Genomic DNA, 24651 nt, shown 5'->3' on the forward strand with positions numbered 1-24651 from the left:
TCGGCTTCGAGAATGACTGGCTGCGCGGCAATTTCATCTGGGAGCGCTTTCGCGAAAGCGACAATCGCTCGCGCACCGGCAAACAGCTTTGCCATCGTGACGCCAGCCCGGAGATGGTCGGGTCCGCATCTCTTTCCGCAAGGCAAACCACTGACATCCAAAATTCGAAATTATTGGCTTTACGCCAGGCCTTGTTCAGCACCGGCTGCAAGGCAGGCAGCCTCTACGATGATGATGCATTCGGCACGCCCAATGGCCTCGCTACCGGCTATGTCTTTGGTCTTGGGGTAACGAACTCAATCTTTGTCCAAGGATATTTGCCGCCAACCAGTTCAAGCCCGGATCCCGTACTTCGAGGAGGCGAGACACTCATCAAACTCGTCGATCCCTATGGCGGCCTGATGCAATCGCGCGATCTTCGCGAAATCGCATCCTTCCGGGATCCGATCTATCGCGCCAAATCGGACCTGCTCGAACTCAATCTCGACGCCGATCTGGCCGATGGTCTCACCCTGTCCTCACAGACCGCGTGGAACTGGGACGGCGTTTACAGTTTTCAGGACTATAACCGCTTCAATACACAGCCGATCTTCAATGACACATCTGGTTGGGTGGACCCTCAAGTCGTTGGCGGTGTGGTTTCCTTTGTTCCGGGTCGTATGCGCGAAATCGCGCCCGGCGGGATATTGTGCGATCCGCAGATCGGTTGTTCTGATACGCTCGGGGTCTTCGACATCTCGTCCGCCGATTCAAAGCAGTTCGCTCAGGAGCTGCGTCTTCAGTCCGATTTCAACGGGCCGTTCAATTTCAGCATCGGCGGGAATTACACGAAATTCCGGACTCAAAACGACTATTATGTGATGAGCAATTTGTTCACAGCCGTGGCGTCGATGTATCCATTCAGCGGGGGCACCGACGGATGCTATAAAGATAGTATTGGATTTTTGGCAGGCCTTCCTCTTGTTGAAGGAGCCGAATATTGCCCCTATATCGATCCCAACCCGGTCGAGAATATCGACGGTGAAGGGCATAATTATTTCCGTTCTTCCAACCCCTATAAGCTGGAAAGCTGGGCGGCGTTCGGCGAGGCCTATTATGAGATCACTCCCGACCTGAAGCTGACGGCGGGCCTGCGCTATACGCGCGACCGCAAGACCTTCACGCCGGTGCCGAGCCAATTATTTCTGGCTCCTACCATCGAGGCGGGCGGCTTGGTCGGTAAGGGATATCCGGCCGGACCAGACATCAAGTTGAGCTGGGGCGAGTTCACCGGCCGCGCCGGCATCGACTGGAAACCGCAACTCGGCTTCACCGACGATACGCTGGTCTATGCCTTCTATAGTCGTGGCTACAAAGCTGGCGGCATGAACCCGCCGACTCCGGGCTTTGCCACGGCGCAGCAATTGGTCGACGCGGGTTTCGTACCGGCGGCATTGAAGGACGCGGCGGAAGCGGCGAATTTCATCCCCGTCCTGCAGCTTACGGCCGTCAACTATGGTCCGACATTCGAGCCGGAGTTCGTCAACGCCTTGGAGATCGGCACCAAGAATGTCCTGATGGGGGGACGGCTGACGCTCAATGCCAGCGCCTTCTATTATGACTATATGAATTATCAGGTGTCGCAGATTCGCGACCGCACGGCGATCAACGAGAATTTCGACGCCAAGGTGTGGGGCGCCGAACTGTCGGCGCTGTTCGAGCCCGTCGACCGGCTGCGCCTCAACGCCAATATCGGCTATCTAAGGACCCGCATCGGAAAGGGCGAAAAGTCGATCGACCCGATGAACCGGACCTTGGGCAATCCCGATTATGTCGTGGTGAAACCGTGGCCGCAACTGCCGTCGAACTGCGTCGTGCCGCTTCACTATGCCGAATCCTGGGTGCGGACCAAGGATCAGGTCGTTGAATATTGGAAGCTGTGCGGCGGGTATGGCGGCATTTTCGGACTGGGCGGGACCCGGTTGCCCGATCCCGCGACCGGCCAACTCTATGATCCGGCCAATTACCCGGAAATCAACGGCGGTGGCGGTTTCTATACGGACCTCGGCGGCAAGGAGTTGCCCAATTCACCGCATTGGACGGTCAATGTCGGCGCCGAATACACCATCCCGTTCGATGGCGATTGGAGTGCTACGATCCGCGGCGATGGCTATTGGCAGGCCAAGAGCTGGGCGCGTGTCTATAACCTCAACCCCTATGACCGCCTGAGAAGCTGGACGAACTTCAACATCTCGCTGCGCGTCGATGGTCCCGACGACCTGTCGATCGAGGCTTATGTGAAGAATGTCTTCAACTCGACGCCGATTACCGACGCCTTCCTGAACAGCGACGACAGCGGCCTGACGACCAACGTCTTCACCCTCGATCCGCGCATCATCGGGTTCAGCATCGCCAAGAAATTCTAGGTCCTCTCCACTGGGGAACTACCTCGGGCCGATGCCAAGCTTGCTCCCGGGTGCAAGCATCGGCCCGGATTTTTCGCAGACCGAGGGACCAGCGGACTGCTTTCACTCGCACTCTCTCTCCGAGAGAACTGGCCGCCGCCCGGTTCCTTCCCCGGCACCGTGCGGCGGCCCATTTCCTCTTATCGCAGGAAGGAGAAGATGATGACCGACAGGACGCAGACCCCGACCGGCCTCGTCATCGAAAAGCGTAACTGGAAATTCGGTCGCGGCATGACCGCGCGTCGCTGGTGGCACGGCGGTGATGCCGGGCGAACCGCCTTTTATAACGCGCTGTCATCGACTTTCCCGGTCGGCGAAAAATTCTTCATGTCGGCGGTTCGCCACTATCGCGATGAAGCGCCCGAAGTCCTGCGCGAACAGATCGACGATTTCATCTTTCAGGAATCGACCCACTCGCGCGAGCATGTCTTTTTCAACCGACAGGCGCGGGATGCGGGCTATGACCTCACATCATCGGAGGACCGTGCGGCCCGGACAATCGCATGGGCGAAGAAGCGTCCGCCGCTGATGCAGCTTGCCGGAACCTGCGCGCTCGAGCATTTCACCGCGACGCTTGCCAACGCGATCCTGGCCGACCCCGCGCATCTCGCCGGCGCCGATGCCGAGGCGCAGCGCATGTGGCGCTGGCACGCCATCGAGGAGATCGAGCATAAGGCGGTCGCCTATGATACGCTGCTGCTCGCCATGAGAAGCCGGTCGCCGTTCCGGCGATGGACGCTGCGGTCCTTCACCATGCTCGCGGCGGGCATCCGCTTTCACTATGTCGTGTTCCGCAACACCGCCGACCTGTTGCGGCAGGACGGCAAGAACAACCTGCGGACGTGGGGCGGGTTACTCGCCTATCTCTATGGAAAGCCCGGCCTGATGCGCCTGCTGCTCCGCGACCTGTTCGCCTATTTCCGACCGAACTTCCATCCATGGCAGCACGACGACCGGGCGCTGGCGCAACGCGCGCTTGCGACCCTTTCGCCCCCGCTTGTGGCTCCCATGCCGAAATGAGCGGCCCGATGCGAAGGGCGATGATTGCAGGAACGGCGATGCTCGCGGCGGTTGCGTTTGGCGCTGCGGGCATCGTCACCGCAGAGGCCGCTCCGTCAGGGCAAGGCATCGCCGGTATCTGGGCGACCGGCAGCGAGGGGGGCCGCGTCCAGATATACACCTGCGGGGCGGCCCTCTGCGGCAAGATCGTCGATGCGACCCGCATCCGGGCGAACCCCGATCAGCGCGATGAACGCAACCCCGATCCCAAGCTGCGCGACCGCCGATTGAAGGGGCTGGTCGTCCTGCACGGCTTTGCGGGCGGTCCGCGCGAATGGAAGGGGGGGCCGGTCTATGACCCCGAGACCGGGGATGGCGCGGCCAAGGCCTATCTGACGCTCCGCCCCGATGGCAAGCTGGAGGTGAAAGGTTGCAAGGCAGCTATCTTCTGCCGAACGAAGGTCTGGACGCGCGTGCGCTGACCTTCGCGGCGGCCGTCCGTAGCCGCCTCGCGGTGTTGCACCGCGGCTTGGTGATTGCGCCCCGCGCGCATGAAGGATGGGCGCGCTAGGGGCGATCCCGAACCGATCGGCTGGACCACCGATCCGCTTCATTCTGTGGAATATATTCTATGCCGCCGGTCGTTATGACCGCGGCGAACCCGGTCCACGGTCATGTCGCTCGACCGGCTGATCCGGTATCACGAACGGCGGGTCCGCGCCGCACGCAGCGCAACCGAAATCTTCGACCATACGCTCGCGGCTGCCGGCGAACTCGGCTTCAACCGGCTCGCGATCGTTCACGCCTCTTGGTTCATCCGCCCTGGACGCCGCCTGATCTTCCATCACAATTTTGACGAGTGGGGCGAGATCTTCGTCGCCCGAAGATATTATCTGCACGATCCCGCGCTGCTCACCTCGCAGCGAACCAACCGGCCCTTCACCTGGAATGAAATGCGCCGGACTTTGCAGCCTGATCCGAAGCAGGTCCGGATTTTGGATGAAGCCGTCCGGCACGGACTGCGTATCGGTTTGACCGTTCCGGTTTCGGTTCCGGGTGAACCTGCCGGATGCTGCACCTTCGCGACCGACGCGAGCGAACTTCCGTCGCCAGCATTATGCCGCGCCGCGGCCTGGATCGCCGACGAAGCCTTTGCCGAGGCGCGGCGAGTGAACGGCTATCCAGTTCCCATCGAGGTGACCGATGTTCCCCATATCAACGCACGCCGTCTCGAATGCCTTCGCTGGGCCGTCATCGGTCGCACCGATGCGCAGATCGCGCTCATCATGGGCCTCACGCTCAACACGGTTCGCACCTACATGCGCGACCTTCGGCGGATGTTCGGCGTGTGCAGCCGCACGGAACTTGCCCGCGTGGCGCAGCGCGCCGGGCTGATTGGCCTCGATGATTCAATCTCCCAGTAATGGGACTTACCGCTTTCGCGCTCGCCTGCTCCCTTGATGGAAACAATCAAGGGAGCCATTGCCATGATCCATATCCGCCACGGCTATTCACTCGCCGATCCGCTCGCCGCGTCGATGTTCCGCGACCGCAAAGAGCAATTCGTCGACCAGCTCGGCTGGGACGTGCCGGTCGTCGCTGGCCGATATGAACTCGACCAATATGACGGTGACGACGCGCATTATCTGATCGCCGTCGATGCGGATGGCCACCATGCCGCGTCGATGCGACTTCTACCGACGACACGGCGTCACCTGCTGGGCGATCACTTTGCGGGGCTTTGCGATGGCGCCATCCCGCATGGACCGCACGTCATGGAGATCACCCGGCTATGCCTGCCGCAACGGCTCGGCCGCGAGGAGCGGCGCGCCGTCCGCAACCGCCTCATATCGGCGACGGTCGATCATGCACTGCATTCGGGCGTGTCGGTGCTGACCGGCGTCGTCACCGCGGTTTTTCGCGAAACCATCCTCGCGATGGGCTGGCGCGCAGCGCCGCTCGGCCCCGCCCGCAACCATCGGGGCAGTTCGATCGGAGCCTTCCGTCTCGACCTCGATTCCGACACGCCGGCGCTGCTCGCCGCGACCGGCATTTATACGCCGGACACGATCGCGCCCGTCGCGGCCGAACTGGCTTGAGGGAGAGTGACGATGACGCACGATCCCGCCCGCTGCGCCGCGATGCTGCTCGCCGATGGCTATTGCATCGTCGAGAATGTCCTGTCGCCCAATACCGTCACCGCACTCGAGACCGACCTGGCGCCGCGGTTCGAGACGACGCCCTTTTGCGAAGGCGGCTTCTATGGCGCGCGGACCAAGCGGTTCGGCGCGCTGCTGCGTCGCTCGCGTCATGCCGCTACGCTCGTCCAGCATCCGCTGATCCGCACCATCGCCGATACGATCCTCGGTGCATGGTGCGACCGCATCGCCCTCAATCTGACGCAGGCGGTCGAGATCCATCCCGGCGCGCTCGCGCAGGCGCCGCACCGCGATCAGGATTTATGGGGCGGCGACAAGACCGGCATGGAGTATCAGCTCAACGTCATCTGGCCGATCGACCCATTCACCGCCGACAATGGCGCGACGCGGCTCTGGCCGGGGAGCCACCGCGACGAGGCGGCCGACCCCGCCGTCATTGCGCCGCTCGTTGCAGAAATGGCGCCCGGTTCGGCGCTGTTGTTCCTCGGTTCGATCGTCCACGGTGCCGGCGCCAATGTATCGGATGCGGTGCGGCGCGCGGTGATCGTCGGCTATTGCCTCGGTTGGCTGCGAACCTTCGAAAATCAATATCTCGTCTATCCGCCCGAGGTCGCGCGGCACTTCGATCCCGAACTTGCCGCGCTCGTCGGCTACGCCCAGCATCGACCCAACCTCGGCAATGTCGAAGGGCAATGCCCGTCGGTTCTGCTCGGCGATCCCGACATCGATGGCCTCGCGGCGATCGACGCGCTGCGGCCCGAACAGGCCGAAGCCATCGCCGATTATGTCGCCGAACAGGAGGCGGCCCGAGCGGGCATCTTGGGCGGATAGCGAGACGAACCATGTCCGCCGGTCGGCTCGTCGCCGATTGGCGCGACCCGGCCGCCTATGCCTGGCTAGATCAGTGCGGGCGCCACGCCTTCGCCTGGGAATGGCTGCGGCGGCGGGCCGACTATCAGGCCGGCAGCGATGCGGACGCCACTGCGCTGGCCTGCGGCCTTCGCAATCGGCCAGTCTTTACGGCCGATGCCCGCACCGCTTCCCCTCTCTGGACCGCCGACACCGATCCCTTCCTCCTGACTGCGACCGCGCGGCGCTGCGCGCTGGACAAGTGCAATTTCGACCTGTCGCGCGTGCGGGAGAAGCGCATGATGGCGATAAGCGCAGAGGGTGAGCATTGGCTGTTCGGAACGGCTGCACGGCCGCTTCGGCTCGATATTCGCACTGGCAGCTTATGCGGCGATCCCGTCGCGCTCACCGTGCATGTCACGCGGCTCGATAGCCCGGCAATCGTCGCACTCGCTCGCCTGATCGCGCTCGCGCGCGATTGCGGTTGGCGGCCCAGCCACTTTCCCGCCGAGCAGCGCGCCAAACGCTGGAGCCAAGTTCTGCGTGTTCACGACGCGCTCCAGGCCGGAGCCACCCAGCGCGACATCGCCGATGCTCTGTTCGGAACTGCCGGTGTTGCCAATTGGCGCGTCAATGCCGCGCCGTGGAGGCGGCGCAGCCAACGCCTCGTCGAAGCGGCCCGGCGTGCGGCAATGTCGATGCCTGCCGACTGGCTCTCCGGCGCCTTTCCCTGATCCGGCTATTTGCCGAGGCGCTCGCGCGTTCTCTCGGCGAGGCCGGGCTGGAGCATTTCGTCGATCCCGACCTGAAAGGCGCCAGCGATCTTTTCGATCATGTCGACCGATGCCGCAAATTTCTCGCGCTCGATCATGCTGATGGAACTGCGGTCGATCTGCGCCGCGCCCGCCAAATCCTCCTGCGTCATCGCATGAAGGTCGCGCAGCTCCTTCAAATTGTCGGCAAGTATCTTGCGGCCGTGGCGTTCCATGCCCGCATGACCACGGCCAATCGGCCCGCGACTCCATAGAATATAATCACGCGGGCGCGAGGAATATTCTCCTCACGCTGATTTTTGCGGCCCGGCCCGAAAATGAAAGGTGCCGATTGCGGGCCTCTGCCGCTCTCCCCCATCGCGCTAGTCCCCGCGCCGAGCTTGAAAGCAGGAGCGTGGAAGCGATGCCGACCGATGGAAACCGTCTGGGGCCGTCAGGGCGCCCCTATCTCAATACGGCACAAGCCGCCCATTTTCTCGGCATAGGCTGGCGCAAGCTGCAAAAGCTGCGCGTCAGCGGTAAGGGGCCGCGCTTCCGTCGTCACGGACGCCTCATCTATTATCATCCCGACGACCTTGAAAGCTGGTCGCGCGGCACCGCCGATGCGGACGGTCGCCATGAATGAACGCGGAGACCCGCGCCCGGCGGGGGCGGAGCTTTCGCGACCTCCCCGCCTCAAGCGACTTTGGGGCTGGAGCCTCGCGCTCGGCGGCCTCGCCAGCGCGCTCGCTACGACGCTGCTGGTCGAGCCGCGCCCGCGCCTGGTGTGGAACGCCAGCGCCAGCGCGCCGGTCGGGCTTTATGCGGTTGGTGACGGTGCAGCGCTCGCGCGCGGCGACATGGTGATCGCGCGCGTGCCCGATGAGTTTCGGATGCTCGCGGCGCGCCGCCATTATCTTCCCGGCAATGTGCCGCTGGTGAAGCGCGTCGCCGCCGTGCCGGGCGACGAGGTTTGCACCGCTGGCGCGCGCGTGACCGTCAACGGGCATCTTGTCGCGCGCCGCCTCGATCGCGACGGCGCCGGGCGACCGATGCCGTGGTGGTCGGGCTGCGTCGCGCTTGGGCCGGGGGAGTATTTCCTGTTGATGGCCGACAGCGCCGCTTCGTTCGACGGGCGCTATTTCGGCATCACCGGCGCGGGCGATATTGTCGGCAAGGCACGGCTCTTATGGCGGCGTTGAAGATCGCGCTCGCCGCGCTCGCGCTGCTCGCGGCGTCGCCTGTCGAGGCGCAGTCGATCAATCGCTGGCAGCCCTATATCGCCGAGGCGTCAGCTCGCTATGGCGTGCCGGTTGAATGGATCGAACGCGTCATGCGCGCCGAAAGCGGCGGGCGGACGATGCTGGATGGCCGCCCGATCGTCAGCCGCGCCGGGGCGATGGGTCTCATGCAGCTCATGCCGGGGACATGGGCCGACATGCGGTCGCGGCTCGGGCTGGGGAGTGATCCGCACGCGCCACGCGACAATATCATGGCCGGCACCTATTATCTGCGGCTCATGTATGACCGCTTCGGTTATCCGGGCCTGTTCGGTGCCTATAATGCGGGACCGGCGCGCTATTCGGCCTGGCTTGCCGGACGATCGCGGCTTCCCGGCGAAACCCGCGCCTATATGGGGCGCGTCGCGGGCGAGCGCGGATCGCCGATGGCGACGCCGCGCAGCAGCCTGTTCGCCGTCCGGCAGCGGCCCGACACCGAGGCCGAGGCGCGCGAGGCCGCGCCGCCCATCTTTTTTATTCGCCGCTAACTGCCGAAAATCGCGGGCATCGGAAGCGGCCCGAGCGCCGCCGCCTTTCGGCTCGTCGCGATCCGTCTTGTCTTGTTGTTCTCTCTATGTTCTCATTGGCACATGGAACAGATCAACCCGAGTCGAATCGTCGAAACCATCCTCACGGCGCCCGGTTGGGCGCGCGTCGGAATTACCGCGCCCAAGCCGCACCTTCGGACCGACGCCGCGCACGAGCTGGCGCGTATCATCATCGACGCGATCGAGACCGGCGGCGTGGGCGCGTCCGCGGCCGAACAGCCGGCCCTCCCGTTGTGACCGGGCGCGCCATGCCGTGGGTCGATGGACCGCCGATGGAACGCGCCTCGCGACCAATCTCTTCGAGGCAGCGGCCTGGCATTATGCGGTCAAGCCCGTTTGTCGCTGCGGCCATAGCACCGCCTTCAACCCGCACGGCCTTTGGTGGCGCTTCGAGCGCCGCGGCTGGGATGTCCGCTTCGAAAAGGCGCTCGCGCGCTTCTGGTGCATCCGCTGCAAATGGCGCACCGGGCGGCGGGTGCGGCCCGTCAAGTTCGAGCTCGTCCGGCAATCGGTCGATGACATTGAGCTGGAATATCCGCCCGATCACGAATGGAAGCGCGCGGTTCGCCGCTTCCGCTGCTAGGCGATAGCCTATGGACGTCGAGACGGACGACGCGCTGATCGGCATCGGCAAGCGCCACCGCGTCATGATTTGGGACGGCGACGCCGAACGCGAGGTCGAGCTTCATTGGGGACTGCCCTCGCGCGATCCCGATATCTTCGAGATCCCGCTACTCAAATCCGAAACCGCGATCATCGACCGGCCCTGCCTGCTGCTCGCCAACGAGTTCGGCCTCGTCCGGCGCGGCAAGACCCTCTATGCCGCGAGCCTCGTCACCGACGAGCCTTTCTTCTGCATCGCCGGCGTCTGGCGCCCCGGCGGGCGCGAATGGCCCGACAGCTTCGCCGCGCTCACCGTGCCGGCCTATCCCGATCTCGTACCGCTCAAGGATCGCCATGTCGCCGTCGTCCGGCCCGACGACTGGTTCGACTGGCTGATGCAGGAGCGCGACCCGCTGGACATCTTGCGGACCTTCCCCAAGGATAGCTTCCTTGTCATGCCGCCGATCCAGCCGAACTTCGACGAACTGCTGACCGGCGCCACCTGAAGGAGCGTCCGCCGCCTTGTGCAATCTGGTGACGATGAAGGCGTCGATCGACGAGGTGGCTTCGGCCTTTCGCGCGCGCCGGCCGAAGGCGACCAATGCCGCGCCCGGCGACGTCTGGAAAGGCGGGACCGGTTTCGTCGTGCGCGAGGAAGGCGGCGCGCGCGTCATGGACGCGATGACCTGGGGATTCCCTCGCCATTCCGTGAGCAAGCGGACCGGCGCGCCCAACAAGCCCACCCCGGTCAATAACGCGCGCGACGACAAACTCATGTCGCCATTCGGTATGTGGCGCGAATGGTTCGCGCAGCCCGCCCACCGCTGCCTCATTCCCTTCACCGCCTTTGCCGAAGCCGAAGGCCCGGCGGGCGCGATGACGAAAACCTGGATCAGCGTAACCGATCAGCCACTCGCGGCCTGGGCGGGCCTCTGGCGTCCGACCGACGAATGGGGCGACTGCTATACCGGCGTCATGGTCGATGCGACTGCAGAACTGTTCCACATCCACGACCGCATGCCCGTTATCCTGCGACCCGACGAGCACGACGCCTGGCTCCATGCGACCGCACCCGAGGCGCTGGCGCTGGTGCGGCAATATCCCGCTGCGCGGTTGGCGGTCGAGCGCACCGACGAGCCCTGGTCGGCGCGCGGCGGTTCGGCGCAGGCGGCTTTGCCGCTCGGCTGAACGCGTTCCCGGCCTGAGCGTCAGCGGCAGCGGATCTAGCGCACCCGCCGCCGACACCGTTCGATCAGCGCATCAGAGAACGTGATGCGCGGTTTCTTGCCGCTGTCGTCAATGCAGTAAGTGAAAACGGAGATACTTTCGGCTGCCAGCGCAGCGACCATCGCCGGCTTCAGGGCCTTTTGGTCGGGCAGAAGCAGCGCGGGCTCGGGCTTGTCGCGAATGCCGATGAGGTGGGGATAGAGGCGAAGCTGTCCGACGGCCTCATAGATGCAGTGCGCGGAGGTTCCGGTCTTGATCTCGATGAGCAAGTTGGCCGGCTCGACCATCCCATCGACGCAGTAGCCATGGCGTTTCGGTTTCTTCAGATCGTCGCCGACGATCTTCTTGAGCGCCTTGTATACATAACCTTGCAACTCGCAGACCTCGACCGAGCCGCCGGGACGTGAGCGCGTTGTTATCCGCCCTTTTTCGTCCATGCCGTAAGTCGGCCTCGTTTGGTCTTCGGCTTCGTCATCCTGATCGACCGAGCGTTTCCCGCCGCCGGCGAGGGTTCGGGCGCGCGCGCAAGCATTGGAGAAATCAGCGGCCTGCGCGACGATCTCGGCGGGTTCGGCATCAAGGTTTGCAACGACATACCAGTGTCGGGCCGATCGCTGTCCATCCACCATCAGCGGCACTTCCGACAGCCCACTCAACTCGGCGAACTTCTCCTTGATGAACGCAGAAACCTTGTTTCGTTGCAGACGGCCTTCACGAAGCAGATATCTCTGGCCCGCCTCGTCAGTCGCGAGAACAGTTACCGGCCCCTTATCGCGTCTGGCCGCCTTGGGTTGCACGATCTTGACGGTGGAGGCGCCGGTGTCCGGATCGAAACCCAACATCACCTCCCTCGTGATCTCGCCGGGATCGCCGTGACCGTAGTTGGTGAACAGCACGCCCTTGCCTTCGATCAACCATCCCTCGTCGGTCAGCTTGGTGTTTTCGATGAGGGCGTCCGCCCACAGCCTAAAAGCGGCGTTACATTCAGGCTGACTGCATACGATCTGCATCTGATGCCCCCACTGCAAAGATTGAATGACTTCCCTCGGCGTGCGCAACGCCGTCTGCGGCGCAATGGCATTGCAAGGGCCTTCCCGTCCTCGGCCAGCGCACCCACACTTGGCCGTCACGGCTGCGACCCCATAGTTGATGCGGGGCAGTATGAAACGCTCGGTTCAGTCGGTCGCTCGATCCGACATCAACCATCAGTCCGCCCGTCTTCACTGACAGACGAACAATGCGCCGCGGCGATCTGCCATCGGTCTTCATCGTGGTGCCAGAACCGCGTATATGCGAATACCCCGCTGAATGCGTTTCCGTCATAGGTGCCCGCGAGCTCGACAGTCACGCAGACGATGGCGCTGCTGTCCAGGACGCGAATGATCGTTTCGCCTTTTACGTCGAGCCTGTCGATCTTCAGAAGCCCTGACTGGTGGACCGCCATGTCGTCCGGTTTGGAAAGCCGCACCCCATCCTGATTGGTGAAAATCAGGGTGTCGCTGAGCAGCTCGTCGAGTCGAGCGACATCGCTCGTCAATATGGCCTGGCGAAGCCGTTCCTCTGCTTGTTCGATTTCCCGCCTGATGCTCATTGGCAATGATCCCCCACGCTCCGCATCGCGTCGATCGTGGAACAAGCGCCGCTACGGAGCAACCCGCTCGAGTAGGGCGCCGATGGCAGCACCAGCCGGGTAGGTGGTTTCGGGCTATGGGCGTCTCGCGCCTTCGGCGCGACCGCGCTCAGCTTCGCTAGGCGCGCCGCCGGCGCACCAAGCGAAGGCGGGCCGCGCTGCGCGCGTCACGCCCCATGCGGGCTGGGATCGCTGACGCAGGGCCGGAGCCATGCCCCGGCCTGATGTCGCCGCGCGTGATCCGCGCGGCGGCGTGTTTGTGGGCCTTCCCCGGTCGCGTCGGTGGGCGGCGCTCCCTTCTGGGCGCGGCCCGGCGTGCCGCAAGCCGGCTGCGCCGGCTCCTCCACTGCGTTCCGGTCCTTCGGATGCGGCCCGCCTCCTAGCCGCGCCCGGCAGGTCGCATCTCGCCGCCCACCACCGCTCCGGGGCAGGCCATGGGATTTTGGGGCGGTCTTGGAGGATAGTCATGCGCCAGACCCGCACCGCCCGCGCGCGCCGCAAGGCCGGAGGGGCAACGGCCCCGGCGACCCGCGCCGATCTATACGACGAGGTGACAGGCCGCATCATCGCCGAACTGGAAGCGGGGCGCTTCCCTTGGGTGCGGCCTTGGGGCGCGCCCGATGGGGCCGCCGCCGGCCTTCCGCGCAACGCGCTGACCGGCCGCAGCTACAGCGGCATCAACATCCTCATCCTCTGGGGCGCGGTGATCGAACGCGGCTGGCCGTCGCAATCATGGCTAACCTTCCGGCAAGCCGTCCAAGCGGGCGGTGCTGTCCGCAAGGGCGAGCGCGGCACGACCGTTGTCTATGCCGACCGCTTCACCCCCGAAGCCGAGAAGGAACGCGCCCGCCAGACCGGCGAGGACGCGCGCGCCGTGCCCTTCCTCAAACGCTTCACCCTGTTCAATATCGCGCAATGCGAAGGCTTGCGCCCCGGCCTCGCCGCCGACGCGCCCGATCGGTCCGCGCCGCTGCCCGAACGCGAGATCGTGCCCGTCGCCGAGGAGGTCATCGCCGCGTCGGGGGTCGAGTTCCGCATCGGCGGCAACGAAGCCTATTATGTGCCGAGCGAAGATTATGTGCAGGTTCCGCCGCAGCCCGCCTTCTTCGATCAGATCAATTATTACCGCACCGCGCTGCACGAACTTTGTCACGCCAGCGGCCACGCCTCGCGGCTGAATCGCAAATTGACGGGGGCATTCGGCAGCAAGGATTATGCCCGCGAGGAACTGGTCGCCGAAATGGGCAGCGCCTTCCTGTGCGCCGCGCTCGGCATCGTCCCGACCGTCCGCCACGCCGATTACCTCGGCAGTTGGCTTGCCGTGCTGCGCGAGGACAATCGCGCGATCTTCCGCGCCGCGAGCCAGGCGAGCAAGGCCGCCGACTGGTTGCTCGCGCGCCATGCCGAAGCGAGCGAAGCCAAGACATTGCGGAGGGCAGCGGCATGATGCTCCTGACCCCCGACCTTCACGCCGCGCTGCGCGGCAATGCCGCCGCGCACCACGATGCGCTCCAGCAGGGCCTTTCCGAACCCGACCCCGTTCCGCTGGTAAAATTCTTCAATCCGGTCGGCGCGGCGACATGGCTTGCGACCGAGCTTTATGCCGATGGCGACACTTTGTTCGGCCTCGCCGACTTGGGGTTCGGTTGTCCCGAACTCGGCACTTTCAGCCTCGCCGAACTGGCGAGCGCCCGCTTGCCCCTCGGCCTCGGCATCGAGCGCGATATCGGTTTTATGACGGCGCATCCGCTTTCGACATGGGCGTCATGGTCGCGCCGCGCCGGTTCGATCCTTGCCGCCGAAACGGCGTTCCGCCGCCTCGCGCGCGCGGAGAATGACGGCGAGATTCCGCCGCCAGACGGCGGATAACGCGCGGCGCGTCTCGCCGCTGACTAAGCCGGTCCGCCATCCCGGAAAGAACAACGGACCGGCGCTCATAGGAGCATGAAAGATGAAACTCTCTTTTATCGACCTTGGCAAGCTGTCGATCAGCAAGGCCAATATGCGCTATGCGAAGAAAGCGCCCGATGTATCGGACATCTTGCCGACCGTGCGCGCGCGCGGCGTCATGGTGCCGCTGCTCGTGCGGCCCAACTGCGCCGATGGCGCGTTCGAGATCGTCGCGGGCGCGCGGCGCTTCACCGCCGCCCGGATCGTCGCCGACGAACAGGACGGCGCGGGCGAGCCGCTGCCCTGCGCGATTCTCGAGGATGGCGACGATGTCGCCGCGATCGAGGCGTCGCTGATCGAGAATATCGCCCGCCTCGCCCCCGACGAGGTGACCCGCTGGGAAACTTTCACCCGGCTGGCGAAGGAAGGCCGCGACATCGCCGATATATCGGCGACCTTCGGCATCCCCGAACAGGGCGTCAAACGCATCCTCGCGCTCGGCAATCTCTTGCCCCGCGTCCGCACCCTCTATCGCGACGAGGCGATCAACGCCGCGACCGTCCGCCATCTGACCTTGGCGAGCAAGGCGCAGCAAAAGGCATGGCTGGCGCTTTACGACGATGCGGACGCCTATTGCCCGACCGGTCATCAATTGAAAGGGTGGCTGTTCGGCGGCGCGTCGATCAAGGTCGATCATGCGCTGTTCGATGTCGAGGCGAGCGGGCTTGCCGTCATTGCCGATCTATTCGGCGAGGACCGCTATTTCGCCGACGCCGAGGCGTTCTGGACCGCGCAGGAGGCGGTGATCGAAGACCGCCGCAACGCCTATCTGGACGACGGATGGAGCGATGTCGTCATCGTCCCGCGCGGGCAATATTTTTCGACCTGGGAGCATTGCAAGGCGCCCAAGCGCAAGGGCGGGCGCATCTATATCGAGGTCCGCGACAACGGCGAAATCACCTTCCACGAAGGCTATGTGACCGCCAAGGAAGCCAAAAGGCTCGAACGCGGTGAGGCCATCGACAGCGGCCCGAAAGTGCCGCGCCCCGAAGTGACGAGTTCGATGCAGACCTATATCGACCTGCATCGTCATGCCGCCACCCGAGCCGCGCTCACCGGCCATCCCAAGGTCGCGCTGCGCTTGATGGTAGCCCATGCCATCGCCGGGTCGTATCTGTGGCGCGTGAAGCCCGAGCCGCAGACCTGCCGCAACGAGGCGGCGCGCGAGAGCGTCGAAACCTGTCGCGCCGAAGCCGACTTCGACGCCAAGCGCCGCGCGGTCCTCGACCTGCTCGGCTTTTCGGCCGAGGAACCGACCGTGATCGGCGGCAACGGCGATGGCTTTGGGCTTGCCGGACTATTCCTGCGCTTGCTCGATCTTCCCGACCGCGCGGTGATGGATGTGATCGTCATCGTGATCGGCGAAACGCTCGAAAGCGGCAGCGCCGCCGTCGAGGCGGTCGGGACCGAGATCGGCGTCGATATGGCGGCCTGTTGGCAGGCCGACGATGCCTTTTTCGAGCTTGTTCGCGACAAGGAGGTGCTGACCCGCATCGTCGCCGAGGTCGCGGGCGAGGAGATCGCCAGCGCCAACGCGAAGGAGCCGGGCAAGGTCTTGAAGCGCATCGTTCGCGATCATCTGGACGGCGCGAACGGGCGGCCCAAGGTCGAGGCTTGGGTGCCGAAATGGATGGCCTTTCCGCCGTCCGCCTACACCGCGCGCGGCGGCGTCGGCTCCGTCGCGGCGGCCGAAATGGTCGCCGCCGCGCGGACGGGGGCCGAGCCCAAGCCCGAACCGCTCGCGGCCTGACCCTCACGCGGGATGGCGGCGCACCCGCCATCCCCTCTTTTCGATGGAGGGCATCATGGCTCCCGAACGTCCCAATTATGTGCTCGAACAGCAATATCCGCACCCGGAGGTGCGCGGCACCCTGTGGTCGCCCTACGGCACCTATCGCTCCTATGAGCGCGCCGTGGAAAAGGCGGCGCTGATCGACAGGCCGTGCCGGATCATGCAATGTCTTGTCGTGTGGCGGTCGGTTTCGATCCGCTAGCGCGACAGCTTTGTTTCAATATCCTGCCGCGCGGCGCTTTACCGCCGCGCGGCTTTTTATTGTGCGACTACTGCAGGAATTGACGAACTCCCTACCGCTACCTACCCCCGGTCGCGTAGAGATCAGGGGAGACGGCAAATGGCCGACGTGCAGAACGATAGCTTGCTCGTGTTGACCGCCGATATTGTCGCGGCGCACGTCTCGAACAACAGTGTCGGCGTCGCCGATCTGCCCGATCTGATCGCGCGCGTTCATGGCGCGCTCGCCGGTTTGGGCGCCGAACTCGAGCCCGAACCCGAACTCAAACCCGCCGTTTCGATCCGCGCCTCGGTCAAGCCCGACCATATCGTCTGTCTCGAGGACGGGAAGAAATTCAAGACGCTCAAGCGCCACCTCAGCGTCGATCACGGCCTGACGCCGGAGGAATACCGCGCGAAGTGGGGTCTGGGACCCGATTATCCGATGACGGCGCGAAACTATTCGGAGCAGCGCCAGGCGATCGCCAGGAAACTCGGTCTGGGTCGCAAGCCCAAAGCGGCGGCGAAAGCGCTGGCTCGCCGTCCGCGGGCGAAGAAGGCGCCCGCCTGACGCCTATTTCGCGCCGTGCCGGATCACCGTCTTGACCCGCGCACACAGGATGCAGGTGTCTTTGATGCGCTCATAACCGCGCTGTCCGCCAAGCCCGCGCGTGACGAGATTGGCCTGGCTGCGCACCGATAGGTTCAGCCGCTCGGTGATGCAGTCGTCGCACACGCCCGCTCCGTCCAGCCGCGCCACCAGCCGCTCGATTTGACTCGCTATCGTGGCGCCCCCTCCCATCGCGAATGGTCTATAGGCGCGCGGCGCTCAAAGGGAAGCGGGCAGGGGATCGGCGCTTTCGCTCCCCGCCAGCTCGCATTGCCGCGACAGCGACACGTCATCCCGTCCTCATCCGCCGATCCCGTGCCGGGGCGCGGGGCGTTGGACCTGGGACGGCCGCGGTCCCCGCGAAACCATCGCGCGAAACTGATTTCCCCGCGCCGCTGACGCGGCGCTCCTCGCGCTCGCTTCGCTTCAAATCAGCTCCGCGCTTCCGGTCCTCCGCTTGCGCTTCGGCCTTCGGTTCGCGGGTCCACTCATGCCGTCCCTTTGGTCCGCCCATCGCCCGGCACGAGGCCCGGCGAGATGCCAAGGAGATGAAGAATGCCTGCCATCGGTTATGTGCAACGCCAGTCCGACGGGTCGTTCAAAGGCGCGATCCGCACCCTTTCGATCAACGCCGAGGTCGCCATCGTGCCCAATCGCGGCAAGACCGGCGAGCAGCCCGACTACCGCGTCGTGTCGAACGGCGTCGAACTCGGCGGCGGCTGGATCCGCACCGGCGAATTGAGCCAGCGCGAATATGTCCGCCTCGCCATGTCGGCCCCCGAACTCGGGCCGCGCACCCTCTACGCCAACCTCGGCCGCGCCGCCGGGCAGGATGATGACGACGCCTTCGCCATCATCTGGAACCCCGGCGACTGAGCCGCCACGCCCCGCGCCGGATATCCGGCGCGGGGCATTTCCTTGCCTTTGCCGTGCTCCTTTTCGGGATGAAATCGACGTCAAAGATCATCCGAGAGGGTGGAAATCCGCTCAGTCTTGTCCAGCATCCGGCGGCGAACGGGCTGCGTCAAGGATCGACGGTGCCCCCAATTTTGCCGCCGTCTCCGCTGCGCTTCGCTCCACTCCGTCGCCGACAAAATCGGCACCCCCATCGCCCGCTGCGCGGCCGCTTCGCGGTCCTGGACCCAGCCCGCCCGCCGCCGGGCGAAGCCTCATCATTCGCAAGATGAGGAGAGAAATCATGTCGATCGAACAGCAAATCGAGGAGCTTCGGGCCGAACTCTCATGGTGCGACGACGCCGCCGAACAGTGCCAGATCGAGGCCGAATTGCGCGCCGCTGAAAGGCTGCGAAGGCGGCGCGATCGAGCGCAGGGATGCACCGAACAGGCGTGTCGGCATAGGTGATGCGGAGGGAGTTCGGGAGCGGCGTCGGCGGGCGTCGCTCCCCGTTTTTTGATCGCGGAGTAGGGCAGGAATGGCGGGTGGGAGCCGATAAGGAACCACGGCAAGATAGAAATAGTGTCTCGCAGTCCCGCGATTCACCATTAAGCCTTTGTCTGCACATCGTTTTTTCAGAAAGTCTGCGAGACCCGCCATCGCGCTGCGAGACAGGATCGCATAACGTACGCTTTTCTGCGGATATCCGCGGAAAATCGCGAGACTCCTTGCCTTGGCGCGCGAAAGCGCCATGTTTCGCTGCGGGGAGCGTCATTCCATATGGAAGGACGCCGATATGCGCGACGATGAGTTCGAACCGCAGCTGGGCCGGATGCGCGGCCGCGGCAAGGAAACACCCTATCTCAACCGGGTCGTAAAGGCCGCGCGGCGCACCGGGATGCAGACCGGCAAGCGCGGGCGCTTCGACGGCAGCCGGATCGGCCGCGGTGCGAGCGTCGCGCGTGTACTGCATTCACGCGATCGGTTTGGCGCGTTCCGGTCGCGCCGCGTCGTCGTCAAGATACGCCCGGTCAAGCTGGCCCGAAAGGGATTGGGCGGCGCGCGTGCCCACCTTCGCTACATCCAGCGCGACGGCGTGACCCGCGAGGGTCAGCCCGGCGAACTTTATTCGGCCGACAGGGACACAGCGGACGGCAAGGCGTTTCTCGAACGGTCGGGCGGCGACCGGCACCAGTTCCGGTTCATCGTGTCCGCCGAGGACGCCGATCAATATCCCGACCTCAAACCCTTTGTCCGCCGCCTGATGACGCAGATGGAACAGGATCTGGGAACGAAGCTCGACTGGCTGGCGGTCGACCACTTCAACACCGGCCATCCGCACACCCATGTCGTGCTGCGCGGAAAGAATGATCGCGGCGCCGACCTGGTGATCGCGCGCGAATATATTTCACACGGGCTTCGCGAGCGCGCCATCGACATCGTGAACCTCGATCTTGGACCGCGCACCGATCTGGAGATCGAGGAGCGGCTGCGCAGCGACGTGAACGCGGAACGGCTGACCGCGATCGATCGGCGGCTGATCCGCGACATCGACGCGGCAAGGCTGGTCAGCGCGAGCGACAAGGATCCGTTCCAGCAGGCGCTCCGCGTCGGCCGCCTGCAGAAGCTCGGTCGCATGGGCCTTGCCTCGCACATCGGCGGGACAAGCTGGCGGCTCGAATCCGACCTTGCGAACACGCTGCGCCGGGTCGGCGAGCGCGCCGATATCATCCGCACCATGCAGCGCGAATTGACCGCGAGGAATCTGGAGAGCGCATCGGCCGATCGCCTCATCTATGACCCGACTGCCACAGGAGTCTCGCCGATCATCGGCCGCGTCGTCATGCGCGGCCTCGCCGATGAACATGAAGACCGCCATTATCTGCTGATCGACGGGATCGATGGGCGCACCCATTATGCCGAGATCGGCAAGGGCGAAGCGGCCGACCCGATCCCCGAAAACGCCATTGTCCAGATCGCGCCGCGCAGCGGCGGTGTCCGGACTGTCGATAATACGATCGCCGAGGTCGCGGCCGCCAATGGCGGACGCTACACGATCGACGCGCATTTGCGGCACGATCCGACCGCCACCGAGCGCTTCGCCGAAAGCCATGTCCGCCGTCTTGAAGCCATGCGGCGCGCGACGCGCGCCGTCGAGCGCGAGCCTGACGGAAGCTGGGTCATCGCGCCGGATCATCTGGGCAAAGTGGAACGGTTCGAGGCGCGACAGCTTCGCGACCGGCCCGTCACCGTCGAAACCCTCTCGGCTGTACCGATCGACAAGCTGCCCGGTATGGAGGCCGCGACCTGGCTCGACCGGGAATTGGTCGCCGACGCCCCGATACCGGTGCGCGATGCCGGATTTGGGCGCGAGGTTCGCGCTGCACAGGCCATGCGGCGGCAATGGCTGCTCGCCGAGCAGCTTGCCGAGGATCAGGATGGACGCACCATCTATCGCCGCGATATGCTCGCGGCCCTCCAGCGGCGCGAGTTGCTGCGCGTCGCCAGCCAGCTATCGGATGAGATCGGAAAGCCCTTCGCGGAAGCGAAGCCGCAAGAGGCGATACAGGGCCGGTTGGCGCGCGTCGTCGATATGACGAGCGGGCGCCATGCGCTGGTCGAGCGGTCGCGCGATTTCACGCTGGTCCCGTGGCGTCCGGTGATGGAGCGCCATATCGGCAAGAACGTCTCGGGCATTGTGCGCGATGGTGGCATCAGCTGGAGCTTCGGGCGGCAGCGTAACGGGCCGAATATTTCGTGACCGAATGTGGGAAATTCTGACCGATTGGTGGGTTGAATGGCAGAAATGAAATGGCTTCCGTTGGTCGACATAAAACGTCAGGCAGTTGTTCCCGGCTCAAGCCATTCCGCGTGATGACGGCGAACGGCTGTTTCGACGGAAATGGTCCTTCATTCGCCAAAGACCGGACGATCGGCAATGCGCCTCATATTGGTCGTTGCGGTCCTGAACACGCTGTGCCCGAAAGCGGTCATTCACTAGTGACGGCGCGAAGCGTTGGCTTCGATGCTTACTCTGCTCTTCAGCGCTTTCCGGATTGAGGATATTCTGGGCCGAGCGCCTCAGGCGTGCATGCGAGGAAATATCAGGTGCCTCAGCTCCTCGCGCAATTCAGCCTCGCTACCGTCGACCGCCACGGTTGCAATCTCCAACCGTTCGCGACCACTTGCGAGTCCATGCATCTCAACTTCTCGGCCGTTTGCGCCCGGTGCGGCGGGGTACAGAAGAACAAGACGAGGCGAATGGTAAATCCGAGCATAGGCCATCATCTGATAGACATCGGCCTGGCTCACACCGTTGGTCAGGTTCTTCCACTTGGTATCCAGGATAATTTCGACCTCGCTGCCGCCTCGTACCAATATGTCGGGCCGGGTTGAAAAGCTGGTCCCGACCGTATCTTCGCCTTCCCGCCATGGACCAAGGCAATAGCGAAGGCCGCCCTGCGTCACGACATCCAGCCCACTATCGGCGAGAGCCCGGCGGAGCTGGACAGCCACATAAGCTTCGAACAGATCGTTCATGGGAAAGAGCACTGAAATGCCTTCGGGTTCATGACTTGCGGCATGGGTCTCCTGCCAACGCTGGCCAAGGAGCAACCGCGCGAGTTCCAGCAAGGAACTCCACCGCCGGCTCGCCCGGTCGATGCGAACCCGTTTCCACGGCAGCGCGCTCGGCGTGATTGTTCGCACCTCGTCGAGCAAAAAACGAAGTTCGGCGAGTTTACGCTGCGTCGCCATCGATCGCGTGTGCCGCGACACAAATAGCACGCACGCCTTCATGATCTGCATGAGCGGTATATCGACAGCCAAAGTGTCAAACCGGCAAGCCAGCCGATCGGGACGAACGGCGTGAACCGTGAACTGCCGGATGACGTCGAGGCGTCCCCGGAGCGCTAGGAGGTCGTCCTCAACTTGCTGATATTGTCGCGGCAACCCGCGGCGGACTTCTGAAAGCAACCGATCGGCGAACAACGTAATGAAGAGGTCAAGCAGGCTGTCGGCACGATGGGACATCGCCGACGCCTCGCCCGCCGAAATATCGAGCCCGAGCGCAACATTGAGCATGTGCATCAACCGGCCACGCACCGTTGCCGGCGCATCGTCGGACATGGCCGGATCGACCTTGGGCAGAATTTCGAGGCTGGCGCCCCGCGCCGCGATCACGCCGACCATCTGGCGCGCCCGCAAGTGCCGATAATGGTCGCACAATATGTCGGTGCCATCGGTGCCGCCGAGGCGATGCGCACGAGCAGCTGCTAAGAGGGCGTCGGCCTGACTACGAGTAAACCCGTCGTCACCCACCGAGACACGGCCCCATTCGTGGACCGTGCGATGGGTCATTCGGCGCTCCCTTCGGCCACTGCATCGGGTGCGATCGGCGCTTTGCTGATTAGCCGTTCATAGGCGTCATCAGCGAAGCTGGGCAGCACGCTCCAGCTTTCGCGCTTCTCGCCATCGCTTCCTGTGGGATCGCTCAGTTCGCGGCATAAGAGGAAGGCGCCGCCCCTGCGGGGCTTTTCGCCAAGCACGGACGCAACGCGCGACCAGTCCTCGAAGAAGTATTCCTGAAGCAGAGGGATGACCTTGTTGCGCATCGTCGCATCAATGGCTTCGCGGTCACGCCCGCCCCGGCCCAGAAAAAAGGCGTGGCCAATGCGGTGCTCGCGGTCGATAAGATATTCGATGCGGTCGTTAATGACCTCCAGCACGCGGCGGAGCGGGATGTTGCCCACCTTTTCAGGAAGTTCTCCAGCGTCAGGCGCCAGTTCGCGGAAGTCGAAGCGGCGCCGCAGCGCCGTATCGAGCAGTGCGATCGAACGATCGGCGGTGTTCATCGTCCCGATGATATGGAGGTTCGCGGGGACACCGAACTCCTGCTTTGAATAGGGCAGGCGGACGGTGAGCGCGTTGAGCATGCCGAGCCGCTTGTCTGTTTCGAGGAGCGTGATCAACTCTCCGAACACCTTCGAGATATTGGCGCGATTGATCTCGTCGATGATCAGCACGAACGATTCCGGTGCCCCGCGGGCATTCGCATCGTCACCACCGGCCACGATCTGTTCCAGCCCGTCCCAGTTTACGTGCCGGCTGTTCATCTGGTAGGCGGAAACCTGGCTCAACTCCTTGTCGTAAATCAGTTCGCGTGGCAGGCTTTCCTCGCTGTGCCACAGCCATCGCACCGCGCGGCGATGGTTATATTCGCCATTGGGCCCCGGCACGAATTGATAGGGACCGGTGATCTCGCCAACGGCGCGAAACTTGCGGTTGCCGTCCGAGATTACGACCAGCGAGCCGATCTGCATGCCAATGCGGAACGTATACATCTGCGACATGTTGGGATCGTTGCCGCTCGCGTCAGGATGGTCTTGCCTCCAGCGTTCCTTGATTGATTCCCATGCGTCATAGCGTGGATCGGACCAGTCGACCTCGCCGCCCCAGCCAAGTACGACATAGCCGCCGCGGATCGCGTCCTGATAAATAGCGTCATCCTCGGATGCCCAACTGCGCCCGAGGGACATTTTGAAAATCTTCCGGCTGCGATCGATTGCGGGGGCGCCGCCGACTGCCTTTCCCCGGTTGCTTGCGGCCAGATCGGCGATCAGTTTGAAGATGCCATCCTGGGGCTGGAGGCTGAAACCTGCACTTTGGTTGAGGTCATCACCTTGCGAAGACGTGACGGGGCGCAGGCCCTCAACGAAATCTTCGTAACTGAAATTCTGGTGAAAGGTGACGAATGCGATTCGTCCTTTCTGGTGCAACGACCGATAGAGCTGCATCAGTTGATCGCGATCGTCGGGAACCGCTTCGCCGCACAGCCTGACGGCTTCTGCTGCGGTCGCATAGGTTTTGCCGGTGCCGGGCGGGCCGTACAGGATCAGGTTGGTCGGCTCGATGACTGTCGGTGCCGATGGGTCGGGACTGGTGTCTTCGTCTGTCGTCGCTGAGTCTGGCGACAACTCGTCGGGCCAGTACCCTGTGCCGCCAAAAAACCGTTCCAGCGATTCAGGGTGCGCTTCGACGGCATCGGCAAATTTGGAAAGCGAAACTCCAACCTCGGGAAGTCCAAGCGCTGTCCGGTCGGCCGGTTTGCGGACCCAGCAGCTTCCTTTAATGGTCGATAGGACCATGAAGACTTCATTGGCATCGAGGGCATTCTGCTTTTTCCGGCCACAGCGAACCTGCTTGTCGAGGTTGACATGATACCAGTCGACACCCGCGTCGTGCAGCGCGCGCGCCACGCGGAAGAACGCAGCACGATCGGGCGATGACCAGCCAGCGCACCATTCTTTGAAGCCAGACTTCCCGCTAAACCGTTGCAGGATTTCGTCGTCGGTCATCATGACACCTCCCCCGGCCCCACCCCGTTTTTCTCCACCACAATAGTTCCTGTAGTAATTGACGGTCGTCCGCAGGTTGCTGAGATCGCGATACAGATCGCTTGTGAGCGGAACCTTGGACGGATTGGGGCGATTCGCCGCCTTGTCGGCAGCGGAATAGCGCAGGCTATCCATCACCGACGCCAGCCCGTCCTCGTTGTAAAGTATATCCAGATCGCCATAGGCCTTCGCCAGTTGCCGAGCCTCGGACAGCTTGGTCGCAACCGTGTTTGCCCCGTAATTCGCCTCGAGCCAGGCGCGGAAACCCGCTTCGTTCACGTCATCCCCCCATTTGCCGG

At 64.0% G+C, this 24651-nt stretch carries 28 protein-coding genes; 21 read left to right on the forward strand and 7 right to left on the reverse strand.

All coding sequences use genetic code 11. From position 1 onward, the window contains the following. From OJI97_RS11880 to OJI97_RS11910, 7 genes are all read left to right on the forward strand, one after another. The coding region (locus OJI97_RS11880) for a TonB-dependent receptor (RefSeq protein WP_297663737.1) at positions 1-2405 on the forward strand (2405 nt) is incomplete at its 5' end. Between the two features lie 201 nt (positions 2406-2606). Beyond that, the gene (locus OJI97_RS11885; protein WP_297663739.1) at positions 2607-3464 is read left to right on the forward strand and encodes a metal-dependent hydrolase; all 858 of its coding nucleotides are present in this window, start codon (positions 2607-2609) and stop codon (positions 3462-3464) included. A 20-nt stretch (positions 3465-3484) separates the two neighbouring features. Further along, complete coding sequence (locus OJI97_RS11890) at positions 3485-3925, forward strand: DUF2147 domain-containing protein (RefSeq protein ID WP_297663740.1); 441 nt, start codon at positions 3485-3487, stop codon at positions 3923-3925. Between the two features lie 192 nt (positions 3926-4117). Then, positions 4118-4867 carry a LuxR family transcriptional regulator gene (locus tag OJI97_RS11895; RefSeq protein ID WP_297663741.1) on the forward strand — a complete coding sequence of 250 codons (750 nt, stop codon included), beginning with the start codon at positions 4118-4120 and terminating at the stop codon, positions 4865-4867. A 63-nt stretch (positions 4868-4930) separates the two neighbouring features. Then, a complete protein-coding gene (locus OJI97_RS11900) occupies positions 4931-5542 on the forward strand; it encodes an acyl-homoserine-lactone synthase (protein WP_297663743.1) in 612 nt (203 codons plus the stop codon). Between the two features lie 12 nt (positions 5543-5554). Then, the gene (locus tag OJI97_RS11905; protein ID WP_297663745.1) at positions 5555-6433 is read left to right on the forward strand and encodes a phytanoyl-CoA dioxygenase family protein; all 879 of its coding nucleotides are present in this window, start codon (positions 5555-5557) and stop codon (positions 6431-6433) included. 11 nt (positions 6434-6444) lie between these two features. Next, the gene (locus tag OJI97_RS11910) at positions 6445-7185 is read left to right on the forward strand and encodes a DUF2285 domain-containing protein (protein WP_297663748.1); all 741 of its coding nucleotides are present in this window, start codon (positions 6445-6447) and stop codon (positions 7183-7185) included. A 5-nt stretch (positions 7186-7190) separates the two neighbouring features. Here OJI97_RS11910 and OJI97_RS11915 read toward each other — a convergent pair whose 3' ends face one another. Then, the gene (locus OJI97_RS11915; protein WP_297663750.1) at positions 7191-7439 is read right to left on the reverse strand and encodes a helix-turn-helix transcriptional regulator; all 249 of its coding nucleotides are present in this window, start codon (positions 7437-7439) and stop codon (positions 7191-7193) included. Between the two features lie 188 nt (positions 7440-7627). On the opposite strand from OJI97_RS11915, the gene OJI97_RS11920 reads away from it, so the two are divergent. The 7 genes from OJI97_RS11920 to OJI97_RS11950 all read left to right on the forward strand — a co-directional run bounded on the left by OJI97_RS11920 (position 7628) and on the right by OJI97_RS11950 (position 10822). After that, positions 7628-7849, forward strand: coding sequence for a helix-turn-helix domain-containing protein (locus tag OJI97_RS11920; protein WP_297663752.1), 222 nt, complete (start codon positions 7628-7630; stop codon positions 7847-7849). Next, positions 7842-8405: a S26 family signal peptidase gene (locus tag OJI97_RS11925; RefSeq protein ID WP_297663754.1), complete on the forward strand. Its 564-nt coding sequence runs from the start codon at positions 7842-7844 to the stop codon at positions 8403-8405. The genes OJI97_RS11920 and OJI97_RS11925 overlap by 8 nt, the downstream gene beginning before the upstream one ends. Beyond that, positions 8393-8971 (forward strand): lytic transglycosylase domain-containing protein, encoded by a 579-nt coding sequence (locus OJI97_RS11930; RefSeq protein WP_297663756.1) that lies wholly within the window; start codon positions 8393-8395, stop codon positions 8969-8971. The genes OJI97_RS11925 and OJI97_RS11930 overlap by 13 nt, the downstream gene beginning before the upstream one ends. A 102-nt stretch (positions 8972-9073) precedes the next feature. After that, positions 9074-9268: a DUF6771 family protein gene (locus OJI97_RS11935; protein WP_297663757.1), complete on the forward strand. Its 195-nt coding sequence runs from the start codon at positions 9074-9076 to the stop codon at positions 9266-9268. A gap of 16 nt (positions 9269-9284) precedes the next feature. After that, positions 9285-9614, forward strand: a complete 330-nt coding sequence (locus OJI97_RS11940; protein ID WP_297663758.1) for a hypothetical protein — start codon at positions 9285-9287, stop codon at positions 9612-9614. Positions 9615-9624: 10 nt separating this feature from the next. Continuing rightward, positions 9625-10140: an SOS response-associated peptidase family protein gene (locus tag OJI97_RS11945; protein WP_297663759.1), complete on the forward strand. Its 516-nt coding sequence runs from the start codon at positions 9625-9627 to the stop codon at positions 10138-10140. Between the two features lie 16 nt (positions 10141-10156). Further along, positions 10157-10822: an SOS response-associated peptidase gene (locus OJI97_RS11950; RefSeq protein WP_297663761.1), complete on the forward strand. Its 666-nt coding sequence runs from the start codon at positions 10157-10159 to the stop codon at positions 10820-10822. A 35-nt stretch (positions 10823-10857) separates the two neighbouring features. Here the strand turns inward: OJI97_RS11950 and OJI97_RS11955 are convergent, their stop codons facing one another. Together OJI97_RS11955 and OJI97_RS11960 are read right to left on the reverse strand one after the other, a co-directional pair. Continuing rightward, positions 10858-11871, reverse strand: a complete 1014-nt coding sequence (locus tag OJI97_RS11955; RefSeq protein WP_297663763.1) for a hypothetical protein — start codon at positions 11869-11871, stop codon at positions 10858-10860. Between the two features lie 188 nt (positions 11872-12059). Next, the gene (locus OJI97_RS11960) at positions 12060-12452 is read right to left on the reverse strand and encodes a nuclear transport factor 2 family protein (protein ID WP_297663764.1); all 393 of its coding nucleotides are present in this window, start codon (positions 12450-12452) and stop codon (positions 12060-12062) included. Between the two features lie 505 nt (positions 12453-12957). Between OJI97_RS11960 and OJI97_RS11965 the strand changes: the two genes are divergently transcribed. The 5 genes from OJI97_RS11965 (at position 12958) to OJI97_RS11985 (ending at position 17023) form a co-directional block, all read left to right on the forward strand. Further along, a complete protein-coding gene (locus OJI97_RS11965; RefSeq protein WP_297663766.1) occupies positions 12958-13938 on the forward strand; it encodes a zincin-like metallopeptidase domain-containing protein in 981 nt (326 codons plus the stop codon). Further along, entirely contained in the window at positions 13935-14360 is a 426-nt protein-coding gene (locus tag OJI97_RS11970) for a DUF2958 domain-containing protein (RefSeq protein WP_297663768.1), read from the forward strand. The genes OJI97_RS11965 and OJI97_RS11970 overlap by 4 nt, the downstream gene beginning before the upstream one ends. A gap of 82 nt (positions 14361-14442) precedes the next feature. Further along, on the forward strand, positions 14443-16191 hold the full coding sequence (locus OJI97_RS11975; RefSeq protein WP_297663769.1) for a ParB N-terminal domain-containing protein: 1749 nt from the start codon (positions 14443-14445) through the stop codon (positions 16189-16191). 55 nt (positions 16192-16246) lie between these two features. Further along, positions 16247-16435, forward strand: coding sequence for a hypothetical protein (locus OJI97_RS11980; RefSeq protein ID WP_297663771.1), 189 nt, complete (start codon positions 16247-16249; stop codon positions 16433-16435). Positions 16436-16573: 138 nt separating this feature from the next. Then, a complete protein-coding gene (locus OJI97_RS11985; RefSeq protein WP_297663773.1) occupies positions 16574-17023 on the forward strand; it encodes a MucR family transcriptional regulator in 450 nt (149 codons plus the stop codon). A 3-nt stretch (positions 17024-17026) separates the two neighbouring features. Here OJI97_RS11985 and OJI97_RS11990 read toward each other — a convergent pair whose 3' ends face one another. Next, positions 17027-17212 (reverse strand): hypothetical protein, encoded by a 186-nt coding sequence (locus OJI97_RS11990; protein ID WP_297663774.1) that lies wholly within the window; start codon positions 17210-17212, stop codon positions 17027-17029. Positions 17213-17617: 405 nt separating this feature from the next. Here OJI97_RS11990 and OJI97_RS11995 point away from each other — a divergent pair, with 405 nt between their 5' ends. Then, entirely contained in the window at positions 17618-17938 is a 321-nt protein-coding gene (locus OJI97_RS11995) for a DUF736 family protein (RefSeq protein ID WP_297663776.1), read from the forward strand. Between the two features lie 364 nt (positions 17939-18302). On the opposite strand, the gene OJI97_RS12000 is transcribed toward OJI97_RS11995, so the two are convergent. Continuing rightward, positions 18303-18710, reverse strand: a complete 408-nt coding sequence (locus OJI97_RS12000) for a hypothetical protein (RefSeq protein ID WP_297663777.1) — start codon at positions 18708-18710, stop codon at positions 18303-18305. Between the two features lie 43 nt (positions 18711-18753). Between OJI97_RS12000 and rlxS the strand changes: the two genes are divergently transcribed. Beyond that, positions 18754-20718 carry a relaxase/mobilization nuclease RlxS gene (gene rlxS / locus OJI97_RS12005; RefSeq protein WP_297663778.1) on the forward strand — a complete coding sequence of 655 codons (1965 nt, stop codon included), beginning with the start codon at positions 18754-18756 and terminating at the stop codon, positions 20716-20718. A gap of 320 nt (positions 20719-21038) precedes the next feature. On the opposite strand, the gene OJI97_RS12010 is transcribed toward rlxS, so the two are convergent. Then, entirely contained in the window at positions 21039-22316 is a 1278-nt protein-coding gene (locus OJI97_RS12010) for a restriction endonuclease (RefSeq protein WP_297663779.1), read from the reverse strand. Further along, complete coding sequence (locus OJI97_RS12015) at positions 22313-24631, reverse strand: AAA family ATPase (protein ID WP_297663780.1); 2319 nt, start codon at positions 24629-24631, stop codon at positions 22313-22315. Before OJI97_RS12015 ends, OJI97_RS12010 begins: the two co-directional genes overlap by 4 nt. Between the last annotated feature and the right edge of the window lie 20 nt (positions 24632-24651).

It is taken from the genome of Sphingopyxis sp. (assembly GCF_025869345.1).
Taxonomy (GTDB): domain Bacteria; phylum Pseudomonadota; class Alphaproteobacteria; order Sphingomonadales; family Sphingomonadaceae; genus Sphingopyxis.

What these genes read in the sequence shown, in the direction of transcription:
- OJI97_RS11905 (WP_297663745.1), top strand. Translation starts at nt 5,555, where the DNA reads ATGACGCACGATCCCGCCCGCTGCGCCGCGATGCTGCTCGCCGATGGC.
- OJI97_RS12000 (WP_297663777.1), bottom strand. Translation starts at nt 18,710, where the DNA reads ATGGCGCTTTCGCGCGCCAAGGCAAGGAGTCTCGCGATTTTCCGCGGA.
- OJI97_RS12010 (WP_297663779.1), bottom strand. Translation starts at nt 22,316, where the DNA reads ATGACCCATCGCACGGTCCACGAATGGGGCCGTGTCTCGGTGGGTGAC.
- OJI97_RS11970 (WP_297663768.1), top strand. Translation starts at nt 13,935, where the DNA reads ATGATGCTCCTGACCCCCGACCTTCACGCCGCGCTGCGCGGCAATGCC.
- OJI97_RS11955 (WP_297663763.1), bottom strand. Translation starts at nt 11,871, where the DNA reads ATGCAGATCGTATGCAGTCAGCCTGAATGTAACGCCGCTTTTAGGCTG.
- OJI97_RS11975 (WP_297663769.1), top strand. Translation starts at nt 14,443, where the DNA reads ATGAAACTCTCTTTTATCGACCTTGGCAAGCTGTCGATCAGCAAGGCC.
- OJI97_RS11960 (WP_297663764.1), bottom strand. Translation starts at nt 12,452, where the DNA reads ATGAGCATCAGGCGGGAAATCGAACAAGCAGAGGAACGGCTTCGCCAG.
- OJI97_RS11985 (WP_297663773.1), top strand. Translation starts at nt 16,574, where the DNA reads ATGGCCGACGTGCAGAACGATAGCTTGCTCGTGTTGACCGCCGATATT.
- rlxS (WP_297663778.1), top strand. Translation starts at nt 18,754, where the DNA reads ATGCGCGACGATGAGTTCGAACCGCAGCTGGGCCGGATGCGCGGCCGC.
- OJI97_RS11930 (WP_297663756.1), top strand. Translation starts at nt 8,393, where the DNA reads ATGGCGGCGTTGAAGATCGCGCTCGCCGCGCTCGCGCTGCTCGCGGCG.
- OJI97_RS11980 (WP_297663771.1), top strand. Translation starts at nt 16,247, where the DNA reads ATGGCTCCCGAACGTCCCAATTATGTGCTCGAACAGCAATATCCGCAC.
- OJI97_RS11935 (WP_297663757.1), top strand. Translation starts at nt 9,074, where the DNA reads ATGGAACAGATCAACCCGAGTCGAATCGTCGAAACCATCCTCACGGCG.
- OJI97_RS11965 (WP_297663766.1), top strand. Translation starts at nt 12,958, where the DNA reads ATGCGCCAGACCCGCACCGCCCGCGCGCGCCGCAAGGCCGGAGGGGCA.
- OJI97_RS11995 (WP_297663776.1), top strand. Translation starts at nt 17,618, where the DNA reads ATGCCTGCCATCGGTTATGTGCAACGCCAGTCCGACGGGTCGTTCAAA.
- OJI97_RS11920 (WP_297663752.1), top strand. Translation starts at nt 7,628, where the DNA reads ATGCCGACCGATGGAAACCGTCTGGGGCCGTCAGGGCGCCCCTATCTC.
- OJI97_RS11890 (WP_297663740.1), top strand. Translation starts at nt 3,485, where the DNA reads ATGATTGCAGGAACGGCGATGCTCGCGGCGGTTGCGTTTGGCGCTGCG.
- OJI97_RS11895 (WP_297663741.1), top strand. Translation starts at nt 4,118, where the DNA reads ATGTCGCTCGACCGGCTGATCCGGTATCACGAACGGCGGGTCCGCGCC.
- OJI97_RS11900 (WP_297663743.1), top strand. Translation starts at nt 4,931, where the DNA reads ATGATCCATATCCGCCACGGCTATTCACTCGCCGATCCGCTCGCCGCG.
- OJI97_RS11915 (WP_297663750.1), bottom strand. Translation starts at nt 7,439, where the DNA reads ATGGAACGCCACGGCCGCAAGATACTTGCCGACAATTTGAAGGAGCTG.
- OJI97_RS11885 (WP_297663739.1), top strand. Translation starts at nt 2,607, where the DNA reads ATGACCGACAGGACGCAGACCCCGACCGGCCTCGTCATCGAAAAGCGT.
- OJI97_RS11945 (WP_297663759.1), top strand. Translation starts at nt 9,625, where the DNA reads ATGGACGTCGAGACGGACGACGCGCTGATCGGCATCGGCAAGCGCCAC.
- OJI97_RS11925 (WP_297663754.1), top strand. Translation starts at nt 7,842, where the DNA reads ATGAATGAACGCGGAGACCCGCGCCCGGCGGGGGCGGAGCTTTCGCGA.
- OJI97_RS11910 (WP_297663748.1), top strand. Translation starts at nt 6,445, where the DNA reads ATGTCCGCCGGTCGGCTCGTCGCCGATTGGCGCGACCCGGCCGCCTAT.